The following is an 11,998-nucleotide window of genomic DNA, read 5'->3' on the forward strand; positions in this document are numbered from 1 at the left end:
AGCCCGCCGGGCCTGCCCGAGGATGGACTGCAGCCGCTCGACCTCCCCGCCGACCCGGCGTGCCTCCTCGGCCTTGGCCCGCGCCGTCTCCTCGGCCGTCTTCCGCTCGTTGACGAGGCGCTCCACTTCCCTCTGGAGCGCGTCGACCTGACCGGTGGTCGAGTCCTTGCGGGACCGCTGCTCGCCGATCTCCTGGCGTACCCGGTCGAGCTCTGCCGTGGCGTTGTTGAGCTTCCTCTGCTCCTCCTCGGCCCTCTCCATGAGCTGATTCACATTCTTGGACTCTTCGGACATCTGGTCTTCCGCGCGCTGCCGAGCGGCTTCCGCGCGCTGCCGCGCGTCCTCCGCGCGCTCCGCCTCGGCCTTGGCCCGCGCCGTCTCCTCGGTCGCCTTCTCCAGGGCTTCCTTGGCTTCCTGCTGCGCGGTGTCGGCCGCCTTCCTGGCGTCGACTGCCGCGCGCATCTCGGTTTCCGCGCGCTGCCGCGCGTCCTCGGCTTCCTGCCGCGCAGCTTCCGCGCGCTCCGCCTTCTCTTCCAGTTCCGCCGCGCGCTCGGCCGCCTCGATCCGCTGCGCTGCGGGCATGATGGCCACCCGCTCCATCAGGTCCGTCACTTCCAGCGGGTCCTTGAAGTCGACCGTGGCGACGTCATCCACCTCGGTCCACCCGCCCAGCGAGCGCAGCACGGCGAGGGCCTGGCCGCTGTCCGTGGCGAAGTCGGCCCGGTCCATGGAGTTGGTCGCCCTCTTGCGGGCCTGCTCCAGCTCCTTGACTGCGGCCGTCAGCTGACGCCGCCTGGCGCCCGGGTCCTTGATGAGCTTCGCGTGCGAGGCCAGCAGGGTCCGCAGGCGAAACAGCTTCCTGGCCGCCTTCTTCGCCAGCGTCGCGCGGGCAACCTGCCCGGACGTCGAATTCGGGTCCAGGCCCAGGCCGGAGAACGCGGCCGCCCACCCCTTGGTCCACAGCAGCACCAGCAGCCGGACCGGACCGGCCTTGGACGTGTCGTCCTGCTGCTCCGTGCCGCGCATCCGGGCCCGGAACTCCAGCTCGATCACCCAGGCAGCACCGATCGGCATGGCAGCCATGAAGGGAGCAGCCACAGGGTTCGGCGCGTGGATGAAGTTGGCCGTAGCGGACACGGCGACCAGCGCCCAGGCAGTGTTGTGGATCAGCCGCAGCTGCGTTGTCCACCCGGCCCGAGGGTTCGCCCGCTGGTAGAGCTGCGAGAACAGCACCAGCTCCATGGCGTCGAACATGGCGATGAACCCGACCGCGATGGGCTCGGGCAGCTGGGCCGTGCCCAGCGCGAAGCCCCACATGCCATGGATGCTGACGATCATGCCGCCGAGTGCCACGTATGCCTGACGGCCCATGCCGCCCAGCCCGATCACCTCGGACTCACGGCCCTCGGCTTTCGCCTGGTCGTGCTCGGCCTGGCGGCGCTTGCGGGACCTCTCGGCCGCCCGCCACAGCCCGCGGCCGGTCAGGTACGCCATGCCGAGCAGCACCAGGGCCACCGCGCCGGCGGTAACGGTCAGCGCCCAGGCAGGCGTGCCGGACACCGCCCGGTCAAGGGTCGAGGACCAGTCAAAACCATGACTCGATCCTGCCGCTGACCAGGATGGATGCGTTCCGGAAGTACTCTGGGAGAGACGCATGCAGACCTCCATATCTCTGCGTCGATCCGGCCTCGGCGGTCCCTACAACCGCTGGGGCCTTTCCTCTTGTCAGGACCCTTCAGTGGGGTCTTCTTTGCCTTGTGCGGGCCGCTGTTCCAGGTCCTCGATGTACGCCAGGAAGCTGGAGAGGAGCTCCGCCTCGGTGTCGCCGACGAGGACCTCACGGCGCTTGAGGAGGATGTCCACCGCGACTCGGATCACTGTGTTCGCCGTGATCCGTTCGGTCTTGCGGGTCCGGGCCGCCTGCAGCTCCCGCGCCAGTACATCCAGCTCGATCTGCTGATCGCCTCGGAGCTGTACGTACTTGGGCGAGACCTTTTTGCGAGCCGCCGCTGCCGCCTCATTGAGGCTTGACGACCGCTTTGCTGGCGGTTCGGCTGCCATGTATCCCCCTTGGGGTCTTGGAGTTCTTGACCCCAAGAGGCTATGGCTCCGGATCTTTGGCGAGGTGGGGCGTGTCGGTGCCCTCTCGCAGATCGCGCCCCCGATTGGGCCTCTTTCGATGTCCACGAGGAGATCATACATCAAGAGTCTTGAAGTTCAAGACTTCATGGGTTAGTGTTCTCCATGTACGGCGAGAGGGCCGGGGTTCCCGCCCCGACCCTCTCGGACCGGCCGGAGTTGCTGCTCCGACCGATCACGGACACCCCTATGCGTCTCACCGAGAGGGATCTCCATGCGTCATCTTCCCAGGCGCCGCCGTGCCCTGGCTACGCAGGTCAACGACACCCCCGCTCCCGTGCCGACTCCGGTCGCTGCGGCCCCCGCGCCCCTTTGCTGCGGCGGTTTCAAGGCCGCGACGGTCCGGGTTGACGGCCGTCTGATCACCGTCCACTGCTGGGAGTGCGTCCCCTCCCCCGCCACGGCCGGCGTCATCGACGACATCGAGGCCGAAGACGAGGCCGACGACTACGAGGACGAGCCGGAGAGCCTGCTGATTTACGGGGCGGTGGCCTGATGAGCAACACGGTGAACGACCTGCTCGCGCAGGCCGCACGGGACTACAAGAAGCACAACGACCCGGACACCCAGGCCGAGGCCAGGTCCCAGCGGGCAACTGCCCGCGCCCACGGCAACGAGGCGGCCGCGTCGAGTGGCAGCGCCGCGCCGAGGGGCGGTGCCGCGCGATGACTACCTGCTCCAACTGCCACCAGATGGTCACCGTCCACAACGGGCACTACACGTGCACGAATTGCCAGCACAACGGTGATGCCTGATGGCTGACCGCGACACGCGCCCGCCGCTGCCCATGCGCCCGCCCCCGCACCAGCGTGACGGCCGCGACGAGAGCCAGCAGACGACGCCCGCCCGGCCCCACCCCTTCACCGGCCACTAGCAGGCCCCCGCGGGCCGCCCTCCATCAAGGGCGGCCCGCCCGCACCTTCCCGCCTTGAAAGGCACACTCATGCTTGCGTTCGAACCCGCCGCGTCGAGCGGCAGCCGGTACCAGGGCGGTGCCGCGCGATGAGCCAGCCCGCCGAACTGCCCGCCGAGTGGACGACCGGCGAAGACTACGTCGCCCCCGAGGACCGGCCCGCGGAATGGGCCCGTATGGCCGCTGCGCTGGCCGCCAGCGGCTACTCCGAGGACCAGCTCGCCCAGGCACTCGCGGTCGACGAGCAGACCGTCGAGCGGCTCATCCAGGCGGCCGGGGAGGGCGCGTGATGATGCGCCCGATCCGTACCGCGCGCGTCTGGTGGCACGAGGTCCTCGGCGTCGTCGGCGTGATCGAGGACATCACGGCCACCGTCCGCAGCCGCCGCGCCGTCAACGCCGAGAACAAGAAGCTCGCCACCGCCGAGCGGACCACCGCGCTCAGGCAGGCCCGCCAGGGCTGCACCCACAGCCCGGCCTGCCCGCTGGCCACCGCCCCGGACCGCCAGAGGGCCGCCGTGGTCTACGAGGACGACCACTTCAGCTACCTGTGCAACGGGCTCGTCCTGTCCATCGAGGCCATCAAGGCCCCCGACTACCCGCCCACCGGCCTGCACGAGAAGGAGTCCACTCTGTGACGCACGACGACCGTGCCCAGGCGACCGCCGTCATCGCCCTGCTCGCGGCCCTGCTCGCCGCCGTGTGGGCCTGGCGGCTCGGGTGGGGCCCGACAGCATGCGCCGAGGTCACCGGGGTCGTGTACGTGGCCGTGGCGGCTCTGGTGTCCTCGGCTCTGCACGCGCCGCTCGGCGCCGTGGTGGTGACCAGCGTCAAGTACACCGCCATCACCGCGGCGTACAGCGTGTGGGTCGCCGCCGCCGCGCTCTACGCCGTGTGCAGGCTGCTGAGCGGCCGCACCTCGAAAGGGGTGTTCGTATGACCAGGCTCGCCCACCTGCTCGGCGGTGAAGAGGCCGCCGCCCAGTGGACAAACGCCCGCGTGCACCAGCTGGTCGTCGGGTACCGGCTCGACCCCAACACCGCGCTGGACCTGGTCGAGCAGGCCGTCGCCGAGGACAACCCGGCGATCCTCGCGGAGCCCGGCCAGGTGTGGACCCGACGGGCCGAGGCCGACCCGGATCTGCCCGCCGTCCTCTACCTCACCCACCGGCTCGGCCCCGAGCACCTGGTCGCCGAGGACGGAGGCACCACCGGCACGGGCGTGATCTGGCTCGCCGCGCTGTACGCCTACGAACTCAACTACTGGAAGCGCGAGTAAGAGCCAGTCCGGCCAGGGTCGGGCCCGCCACCACCGCGGGCCCGGCCCCGGTCCTCGACAAGCCACCGCCACCCACACCAAGCCCCAGACGGAGCCCCCGTGACACCCCCTGACCAGCTGCCCTCGTGGTACAGCCAGCACTTGCCCGCCCCGCCGCCGCAGCCTCATCACACCGGACTCAGCCTGCTGATGGCCTACTCCGGGCGCGTGGTGCCCGTCATCACCACGTCCACGGCCCTGGCCCTGGCCCGGATCTGGCACGAGCAGGGGGCCGCTCACAGCGCCGGCAACATGGCGCTGATGATCGCGCTGTCGGCTGGGAGTTTCGCGGCCGCGTGCGTCTCGGCCGCCCACCGCAACAGCGACGCCATCACGACCGCCGTCGCGTTCACCGCCAGCGGCGCGTTCGCGGTCATCGGCCCCGCCGCCTACACCGAGTCGTGGGCCCTGGCCGCCCTCCTGTGGCTCGTCGCCACCGTGCTGGTCTACGTCGTCTCATCCCGGCACTGGCGGACCGCCCGGCAGGACCGCGAGGCCCGCGAGCACGAGCTCGCGCTCGCCCGCCTCAACAGCGCCACCACCGTGGCGACCGCCCTCGTCGAGCGCGACACCCGGGCCCAGGCCCTGACCTACGGCCTGATGTTCGCCCAGGCCCTCGAGGACCGCCGGCGCCTCGACCCCAACACGTACGACCCGGCAGCCATCGAGCGCGCCGGACTGCCCCAGCTTCCCCTGACCATCAACGACAAGGAGTAACCCATGGCAGACACGACACCCCAGGACCCCGCCCCCCAGACCGCTGCCGACCAGTTCCACCAGGACCTGGCCGACGACTGGAACGCCGAGGCGTACGGCGACACCTCCACGACCTCCCCCGACCAGGAGCAGTGACCCGCCGCGACCACACCCGTGAGGATGGCCGGACGAGGGAGAGGAAGGACGCGATGAGTCCGCAGCACCACGGCGACGAGGACCAGGCCGCAGACGAGGTGACGTTCGGGGCGGAGTGGACCGTCACGCCCCGCGTGGCCGCTGGAGTTCTCGGCGTCGAGCAGCGCAAGGTGCTGCAGCTCATCGAGACCGGAGTGCTCGCCGTGCACTACGAGGGCAGAACCCGGCTCATCGAGCTGGACAGCCTGCTCGCGTACCGCCGCCGCAACCCGGCCCTCTCGATCCGCCCGGTCGCCCACCCCGCCGACCTCGACACAGACAAGGAGCACCGCACGCATGACCACTGACCCCCGGGTGAACAGGGCGATCACCTACGAGACCCACCAGCGCCGCGCGATCGAGCCGGACGGCACCACCCACGGCGCCCGGTACGCCGGAGACCGGCAGCACTACACCCTGGCCTGCGCCGTCTACCCGATGCCCGCCATCGAGCGCTTGGAGCACCAGGAGTTCACCGACACCGAGTTCTGGCCGGTCACCTGCCCCGGGTGCAAGGCCGCGATGGCCGTCGTCATCACCTGCCCGCTCTGCAAGACCCCCGGCGCCGAGGAGTTCGGCCTCCCGATCCCGAACACCGACGACTCCGCCGACTGCGCCCGCTGCATCAACCCTGAGTGTGGCATCCACTGGGGCCTCGACCCCGGCGCCAACGGCGCGTGCATCGAGTGCGGCGGCTCCGGCAACACCGGACGCGGCACCATCTACGACCCGCGCTGTGCCTGCCTCGAAGCCAACCAGTCCGAGACCGAGGAGAGCGCCCAGTGATCCGGCTCATCACCAGTGAGACCAAGCGGTACTACGAGGCCAAGGTCAAGGAGGCCGGGAAAGTTCCCTTCCTGGAACACCAGCTGCAGGAGACCCAGGACAATGTGGCGATGTGGAAGGCCCAGTCCGAGGACTACCTGAAGCAGCGCGACCAGGAACGCGAGCGGACCAGCCAGCTGACGGGCGAAGTCTGCGAGCTCCAGGCCCGGCTCAACGGCCAGCAGGCCGAGGTCCACCGGCAGCTCGACGAGTCCCGCGAGCCCGTCCTGGCGCTGTTCAGAGACCTGCTCGACCGCGCGGACCATCCCGTCGAGGGCGCCGACTTCCGCAAGGAACTGGCCCTGCGGGTGCTGGAGACGTGGGTAGAGAACCTGAGCCCCGAGGACCACAACAGCTCGATGGGCCTGATCCTGCGCATCATCACGAACACCCACAAGCCCAAGGACCAGAGCGAGCCCGAGCCCGCCAACCGCAACACCTGACCAGCCCACAACATCCACCCAACCCACACCAGGAGCGAGACCCTGATGAACGACCCCCGCGACGAAGGCGGTTTCGTCGTCACCGAGAAGACCGAAGGCGGAGCCGACACCGTGATCGTTTCCACGGAAGGCGTCACCGTCCACCCGTGCCCTGGAGGCATCAGCGCAGACGAGCTCCTCGACTGACGCCTCCCGCCTGACCCACAAACCGAAGCGCCCGACCCGAGCTACTGCTCTGGGCCGGGCGCTTCGCTTACGCCAGGGGCTCAATCCTCGACGACCTCCGCCTCGATGACCACGTCCTCCGGAACCGTGACCTTCTTCCCACTCAGCCAGCGCCCGGCCGCCTTGATACGGGCGACCGCTTTCTCCGCAGCCGCCGCGTCGTCGGGGGCGATCCCGGCCTCGATGAGGGCGGCGAGCCGGTCCACGATGCCGTCGAGTTCCTTCACTGTCGCGTCGAGTGCCGAGTTCACCCGGCGCCGCTCGAAAGCAACGTCCGCCGCTTCGAACTTCTTGTTCGAATCTTCCGAAGCTTCGGAAGCCATGGTCTGCCAGGTCTTCCGCAACCCGTCCTCGGTGACCTTGCCGTCCCGTTCCAGAGTCTGCGTCCACATCTTCGGCGCGACATCCACCCCGGCGGACCGCATGGCGGGAATGAGGGCCCGCACATGCCCCGTGTTGAGCGGGATCCCCTGCACCTTGTAGTCGGTCGTCCCGGCAATCCCGAGGCCCGCCCGCACCTCCACCGAATCCATGATCAGGTACATGTGGCTGCTCTCGTAGCCGAGGGCCTTCTTCGCCCACTGGCGGAAGGTGAGGCCGTCGACCAGTTCCTGCAGGTCTTCCCAGTGATCCCGCACCCACATCAGGTACGGCCCGGCGGTGTCCATGAAGCGGGCTGTTGCGCGCTCCCGGGCCTCTCGGAGCGTCTCCTCGCGCCGCTCCTCGGCTTCCCGGATGACCCGTGCGCACTCCGCCAGCTGCTCGGCCGGCGACAGCTGACTGAGCCGCTGGGAAGCCGATCCCAGCACCATGGTCGCGCGGTTCTGCGGGGAACCGGCAGCGGCGGCCGCCAGCTGCAGCCCGCCCGTGCCGCCGTTGCGGTTGGCCAGGCCGCTCTGCAGCGCCGCGAGCTTGTCGTTCGTGCCGGTCTTGGTGCTCACCGGCCCGACACCGCCTCGGCGCCGACTGCCGCCAGCTCTCGCGACAGCTTGCCCATCGGCGAGGTGAAGTCGGCCCGGATGGGCTTGGCGAAGCTCTGTCCGTAGCCCTCCATGGCGTGCTGATCGGGCATCTCGTTCACGAGGACCTCATACCCGGCCCCTGTCAGAGCGTCCCTGGTCTGCTCGGCCGCCTTGGCCGACGACTTGGTGCGGGTCAGCAGGATGACCAACCGCGGGGCCCGTCCGCCGACCATCTCGATCTGCTGAATCGCGCTCAGTATCGACCCGGCCCGGTTCAGCTCCATACCCGTGGGCTGCAGGCAGAGCACCGCCATGTCGACCATCGACAGCGCCCTGATGTGGATCGTCTCCGGCTTCCGCTCCCAGGCTGGGGTGTCCAGACCGAGGAGGCCACCAGCCGGAAGGTACAGGCCCATCTCGACGTCCAGGTCCTCATGGTTGGCCGGCGCCTTGCGCACCGGAGCGCCGAACGACGCGGCCCGAGACCAGGTGTAGAGCGAACCGTCCTCATCCTCTCCCGGCTCGTCAGCGTCGATCGCCCCTGCGGGGATGCCGTCCTCGACCCAGTGCTTCAGTAGGTGTGCGAGCGACGTCGTCTTGGTGGAGCCGCCCTTCCCGAACATGCCGATCTTGCAGCCCTGCGGCGGGACCACGACCGGCTCCCACTGCCGTGGAACGGTAACGTCTTTGGTGTCGGCCACGATCGGATCTCCCTTGTCGTCAACGGGGGTTGTGGCTGTACGAAGACGCGCCCGCCGGGTCTGCCTCCGGCGGGCGCGTGACGATCCGCTGATATGACGGAGACGCCCCACACCGAGGAACGGTATCGAGGCTCCCCGCTGTCGAGGACGACAACGCCCTCGACAGCCCCCATGTCATCCTCCCGGCGGTAGCTCCAGGCGCCGCCGTTGACGACGAGCCGGAGCTCCGCCCGCACGGGTACGTGTACCGCTCGACCGAGGGACGTCGTCCCGCTCGACCGTCACGGTCGATGCCCCGGCGAGCTGCACGTCCAGGACCACACGGAGCCCGCCGCCACGGTGGGAGAGCCGGGTCGGCTCACCCGTGCGCAGGGCCGTGCACGCCTTGAGCAGCGGCAGCAGCAGCTCCAGGACGTCCTCCCCGAGCTCCCTGTCGTCCGTCATCACCCTCAGCTGCACCATCACGCAGTCCCTTCGCCCGTGCTACCCGCCGTCTCGTACACGTCCGTCTCGCCACCGTTGGGCCGTCCCATGACTCGGAGGCAGTCGAGGACCGCCCGGCAGTCCTCCGCGGCCCTGTGGCCGCCGTTTAGGGGCTGCCAGCGGTAATCCCCGTGGTAGTCGCTCCACTCCCCGACCCAGCGGCTGTAGGGGTGCATGACGTCCTCCCACCGCATCGCGGAGACCCAGGCCGCTGTCGAAGCTTCCGGGTCCGGATGGCCGGCCGCGCGGTAGTGGAGCGTCAGCTCATGCTCCAAGCGGTCGATGTCGAACCACTTGTTGTAGATCAGCACCCGCTTGCCGTCGAGCACGCCCGTCAACTTCACGAGCAGCTCCGAGAAGGTAGGCGCCCCGGCGACATCGGAGTTCCCGATGCCGTGGAGCTCCGTCGCATCTCGCGGGATCGGCTCGCCCGGATCCAGAAGCGTGTCAAGGAGTACCGTCCCGCTCGACGAGAGCACCGCCACCTCGACAATGCGGGCCGTCGCATCCAGGCCGGTTGTCTCGGTGTCTAGCACCACCACGTCCGGGTCGACCAGCGCCGCCGCGGCCCAGCGCTGCCGCTCCTCTTCCGCCTTCCGCGCCCGCTCCCGGATCTCCTCCGCCTGGCGCCGGTAGCGCTCCTGATACTCGGCACGGAGACGCTCCTGCTCCTGCTCGTACGCCTCAGCGCACGGCGGGCACCGCCGCTCTCCGTGCCAGCCGGAGTACTCGTCCGGCAGGTCCGGCCGCTCTGGCCGCAGCAGCCAGTTGCGCTCCCTGAGCCAGGCCAACGCCGCCGTCTTGGTGCTGATCTTCGCCGTGCAGTCGTCGCCAGCGCAGACCGTCACCTCGACCAGCCACGCCTCGATCCGCTCCCGCTTCTTCTCCAGTTGCTCCTTGCGGCAGTTTTGGCAACGGCGGTGTTCCTTCGGGTAGGGACGCTCTCGGACCGTGTCGCAGCCCGCGCACGTCCGCGCCAGCAGCCGCAGCCGCTCTCGCTCGGCCCGCTCCCGGCACACCGAGCAGGTACGGCCCCGGAGGATCTCGTCGCGGACTTTGCCGCACTCTGGGCAGGTCCGCCGCTTCGCCATCCGGGCCTTGACCGACGACGCCAGCGGCTTCATCTTCGCCGCGCCGGCCGGGTCGTACAGGGCGACGTCGCCGTACTTCTGCAAGCGGATGTAGGCGAGCGGAGCCTGCCCCGCCGCCAGCTTGAGCCGGTCGTCGGCCAGCTGGGTCTCCGTACGCAGGTACGGCGGAGCCTGGCCCCAGCGGTACACCGGGACGCCGTCGATGTGGTCCCGTGGCTCGCCCCGGGCGATCCGGCCCAGGTCCGGCTCGGCGCGGCTCGACGGGACTTGCTCCGTCCTCGGTGCCGCCGTGGTGATACTCACTCCTGCCTCCCGATAAAGCGTCAAGGGAATTGAACCGTAGCATTCATAAACCCGCTCAGCCGCCATTTCAAACATTTCCATCAAACGAGTGAACGGCGGTACCAGACCCCTATTACTACGCGCGCGAGAGCCGGATTATGTAAATGGATCTCCATTTATTTTCGCCCGGATGGGCGATCACTCGGACGCTGCAGGGCCATACCGCGCGAGGGCCTCCCGGACGACCCTCGGCACCGGATACAACCGCTCGGCGATCCGGTCGCGCAGCGCTCGCTGGTCGTCGTCCAGGACCAGGCCGGCGCCGACGAGACCGCGCTCCCGCAGCTCCCGCAGCGGCTGCTCGGAGACCCGCCAGGCCGCCGTCTTCAGCCTCTTGACCAGGTCTGACGGGAGCTTATAGTTCCGCTGGGACATCGAGACGCCCGTGCTCGGGCCGGGCCAGCGCCCGGAGAGCGCGAGCTCCTCCTCCTCGGCGACGGTCAGCGGCAGCCAGGGGCCGGCCAGGTCCGCCTCGGCCAGACGCTCCTCGACAGCCTGAGCCACCACGGTCTCCAGACTCGGCCACTCCTCGGGCCGCATCCGCGCCACAATGATCCGGGCCTGTCGGCGAGTATTTCCCTGCCGCTCCAATTCCTCGACAGTGGCCGCCTCTTCCATTCTCTGCCGCTTTTTCAGCAGGTCCAGACGCCCGGCTTGATAGGCATAGATCATGACGGTCACCGGCAGCTTCTCCATGGGAACAGCTTAATGGAGATCCATTGATCGGGCCGGCTCTTCCGATTTGTCGCGGGTGCCTCGGCTCCGACATGGCAGAGCCCCCGGCCGGGGCGGGGCGGCGCCGGCCGGGGGCTCCAGTCGCCCGCGCCCACGGGGGAGAGCGTCGGGCGAGTATGTGCGGGCTACGTGCGGAGCCTCACAAGGTCACCGCCAACTCACACCAGACTCGCTTGCCCCACGGTCGTGTGCCGGTGCCCATGTACTCCCAGCCCCATCGATGGGAAACCGCGCTGACCAGGAGGAGCCCGCGGCCCTGCACCGCGTCCGGGCCGGGGGTGCGCAGCTGCGGCAGTTGGAGGGGCGCCCGGTCGATCACGGCGACATACACCCGGTCGTCCGCCGGGCGGTTGATGGTCATGCGGATGGTGCGGCCGCGGGCGTGTCGCGCGGCGTTCGCGACGAGTTCGGACATGACCAGCGCCGCGGTCTCCGCCTCGTCCGCCAGGCCCCACGCGGCCAGGGCCACGCGCGCCAGGGACCGGCCTTCCTCTGCCGTCTCCAGGGCGCGAAGTCCGTTCAGGGTGTAGCCCGGGTGTCCCGTGCTGCGGGGCTGCGCGGTCGTGCTGGTCATGATCGGCTTTCTGTGGCAGTGTCCCCCGCCGACTCCAGGGGGCCGGGGTGCAGGTAGAGGGTGAGCAGAGCCCGGCACTGCATCGCGAGATCCCAGGCATCGGCGTTCTTCGTCGCGAGCGTGCGGCGGGCGCGGGTCATGACGTGCACGGCAGTGCGCCGGTACTCGTCTTGCATCCGGGGCTCGTACGCAGCGACTTCGGGCACCAGTAACTGGACGTGGCCTCGGAGGAGTTCGCGGAGTTGCTTGCGTTTCTCGGCTGGCAGGGAGCCAGACGCCCACAGGACCGCCTGGTATGTCCGCTGGATCGTGTGGGTGTCGATCTCGGCCGTGTCTGCGGTCATTGCCGTCTGGCTGC

At 69.5% G+C, this 11,998-nt stretch carries 21 protein-coding genes; 12 read left to right on the plus strand and 9 right to left on the minus strand.

What is annotated here, in order from left to right; all coding sequences use genetic code 11:
- Nucleotides 1-1,560, minus strand: a 1,560-nt coding sequence (locus tag ACFV2X_RS49915) for a hypothetical protein (RefSeq protein ID WP_385629655.1), incomplete at its 3' end; no start/stop codon positions are given.
- A 165-nt stretch (nucleotides 1,561-1,725) separates the two neighbouring features.
- Nucleotides 1,726-2,061: a chromosome segregation ATPase gene (locus ACFV2X_RS49920; RefSeq protein WP_385629656.1), complete on the minus strand. Its 336-nt coding sequence runs from the start codon at nucleotides 2,059-2,061 to the stop codon at nucleotides 1,726-1,728.
- A 292-nt stretch (nucleotides 2,062-2,353) separates the two neighbouring features.
- On the opposite strand from ACFV2X_RS49920, the gene ACFV2X_RS49925 reads away from it, so the two are divergent.
- The 12 genes from ACFV2X_RS49925 (at nucleotide 2,354) to ACFV2X_RS49980 (ending at nucleotide 6,713) form a co-directional block, all read left to right on the plus strand.
- The gene (locus tag ACFV2X_RS49925) at nucleotides 2,354-2,635 is read left to right on the plus strand and encodes a hypothetical protein (protein WP_385629659.1); all 282 of its coding nucleotides are present in this window, start codon (nucleotides 2,354-2,356) and stop codon (nucleotides 2,633-2,635) included.
- Complete coding sequence (locus ACFV2X_RS49930) at nucleotides 2,635-2,808, plus strand: hypothetical protein (protein ID WP_385629662.1); 174 nt, start codon at nucleotides 2,635-2,637, stop codon at nucleotides 2,806-2,808. The genes ACFV2X_RS49925 and ACFV2X_RS49930 overlap by 1 nt, the downstream gene beginning before the upstream one ends.
- 333 nt (nucleotides 2,809-3,141) lie before the next feature.
- Nucleotides 3,142-3,342, plus strand: coding sequence for a hypothetical protein (locus ACFV2X_RS49935; protein ID WP_385629665.1), 201 nt, complete (start codon nucleotides 3,142-3,144; stop codon nucleotides 3,340-3,342).
- Nucleotides 3,342-3,689 (plus strand): DUF5999 family protein, encoded by a 348-nt coding sequence (locus ACFV2X_RS49940; protein WP_385629667.1) that lies wholly within the window; start codon nucleotides 3,342-3,344, stop codon nucleotides 3,687-3,689. Before ACFV2X_RS49935 ends, ACFV2X_RS49940 begins: the two co-directional genes overlap by 1 nt.
- Nucleotides 3,686-3,991 carry a hypothetical protein gene (locus ACFV2X_RS49945; protein ID WP_385629670.1) on the plus strand — a complete coding sequence of 102 codons (306 nt, stop codon included), beginning with the start codon at nucleotides 3,686-3,688 and terminating at the stop codon, nucleotides 3,989-3,991. The genes ACFV2X_RS49940 and ACFV2X_RS49945 overlap by 4 nt, the downstream gene beginning before the upstream one ends.
- A complete protein-coding gene (locus ACFV2X_RS49950; RefSeq protein WP_385629672.1) occupies nucleotides 3,988-4,329 on the plus strand; it encodes a hypothetical protein in 342 nt (113 codons plus the stop codon). The genes ACFV2X_RS49945 and ACFV2X_RS49950 overlap by 4 nt, the downstream gene beginning before the upstream one ends.
- A 99-nt stretch (nucleotides 4,330-4,428) precedes the next feature.
- Entirely contained in the window at nucleotides 4,429-5,085 is a 657-nt protein-coding gene (locus tag ACFV2X_RS49955) for a hypothetical protein (RefSeq protein ID WP_385629673.1), read from the plus strand.
- Nucleotides 5,086-5,088: 3 nt separating this feature from the next.
- On the plus strand, nucleotides 5,089-5,220 hold the full coding sequence (locus tag ACFV2X_RS49960; protein WP_385629675.1) for a hypothetical protein: 132 nt from the start codon (nucleotides 5,089-5,091) through the stop codon (nucleotides 5,218-5,220).
- A 53-nt stretch (nucleotides 5,221-5,273) separates the two neighbouring features.
- On the plus strand, nucleotides 5,274-5,567 hold the full coding sequence (locus ACFV2X_RS49965; RefSeq protein ID WP_385629677.1) for a hypothetical protein: 294 nt from the start codon (nucleotides 5,274-5,276) through the stop codon (nucleotides 5,565-5,567).
- Complete coding sequence (locus ACFV2X_RS49970) at nucleotides 5,557-6,045, plus strand: hypothetical protein (protein ID WP_385629679.1); 489 nt, start codon at nucleotides 5,557-5,559, stop codon at nucleotides 6,043-6,045. The genes ACFV2X_RS49965 and ACFV2X_RS49970 overlap by 11 nt, the downstream gene beginning before the upstream one ends.
- The gene (locus ACFV2X_RS49975; protein WP_385629682.1) at nucleotides 6,042-6,527 is read left to right on the plus strand and encodes a hypothetical protein; all 486 of its coding nucleotides are present in this window, start codon (nucleotides 6,042-6,044) and stop codon (nucleotides 6,525-6,527) included. The genes ACFV2X_RS49970 and ACFV2X_RS49975 overlap by 4 nt, the downstream gene beginning before the upstream one ends.
- 45 nt (nucleotides 6,528-6,572) lie before the next feature.
- Nucleotides 6,573-6,713 carry a hypothetical protein gene (locus tag ACFV2X_RS49980; protein ID WP_385629685.1) on the plus strand — a complete coding sequence of 47 codons (141 nt, stop codon included), beginning with the start codon at nucleotides 6,573-6,575 and terminating at the stop codon, nucleotides 6,711-6,713.
- Between the two features lie 80 nt (nucleotides 6,714-6,793).
- On the opposite strand, the gene ACFV2X_RS49985 is transcribed toward ACFV2X_RS49980, so the two are convergent.
- The 7 genes from ACFV2X_RS49985 to ACFV2X_RS50015 all read right to left on the minus strand — a co-directional run bounded on the left by ACFV2X_RS49985 (nucleotide 6,794) and on the right by ACFV2X_RS50015 (nucleotide 11,984).
- Nucleotides 6,794-7,693 (minus strand): hypothetical protein, encoded by a 900-nt coding sequence (locus tag ACFV2X_RS49985; protein WP_385629687.1) that lies wholly within the window; start codon nucleotides 7,691-7,693, stop codon nucleotides 6,794-6,796.
- Nucleotides 7,690-8,415, minus strand: a complete 726-nt coding sequence (locus tag ACFV2X_RS49990; RefSeq protein WP_385629690.1) for a hypothetical protein — start codon at nucleotides 8,413-8,415, stop codon at nucleotides 7,690-7,692. Before ACFV2X_RS49990 ends, ACFV2X_RS49985 begins: the two co-directional genes overlap by 4 nt.
- Before the next feature lie 174 nt (nucleotides 8,416-8,589).
- Nucleotides 8,590-8,877: a hypothetical protein gene (locus ACFV2X_RS49995; RefSeq protein ID WP_385629691.1), complete on the minus strand. Its 288-nt coding sequence runs from the start codon at nucleotides 8,875-8,877 to the stop codon at nucleotides 8,590-8,592.
- The gene (locus ACFV2X_RS50000) at nucleotides 8,877-10,292 is read right to left on the minus strand and encodes an exonuclease domain-containing protein (protein ID WP_385629694.1); all 1,416 of its coding nucleotides are present in this window, start codon (nucleotides 10,290-10,292) and stop codon (nucleotides 8,877-8,879) included. Before ACFV2X_RS50000 ends, ACFV2X_RS49995 begins: the two co-directional genes overlap by 1 nt.
- A 177-nt stretch (nucleotides 10,293-10,469) precedes the next feature.
- Nucleotides 10,470-11,027: a hypothetical protein gene (locus ACFV2X_RS50005; protein ID WP_385629697.1), complete on the minus strand. Its 558-nt coding sequence runs from the start codon at nucleotides 11,025-11,027 to the stop codon at nucleotides 10,470-10,472.
- Between the two features lie 178 nt (nucleotides 11,028-11,205).
- Complete coding sequence (locus ACFV2X_RS50010) at nucleotides 11,206-11,640, minus strand: ATP-binding protein (protein ID WP_385629700.1); 435 nt, start codon at nucleotides 11,638-11,640, stop codon at nucleotides 11,206-11,208.
- On the minus strand, nucleotides 11,637-11,984 hold the full coding sequence (locus tag ACFV2X_RS50015; protein WP_385629702.1) for a DUF6415 family natural product biosynthesis protein: 348 nt from the start codon (nucleotides 11,982-11,984) through the stop codon (nucleotides 11,637-11,639). The genes ACFV2X_RS50010 and ACFV2X_RS50015 overlap by 4 nt, the downstream gene beginning before the upstream one ends.
- Nucleotides 11,985-11,998: the final 14 nt, after the last annotated feature.

This window comes from Streptomyces sp. NPDC059679 (assembly GCF_042734105.1).
Classification (GTDB): domain Bacteria; phylum Actinomycetota; class Actinomycetes; order Streptomycetales; family Streptomycetaceae; genus Streptomyces.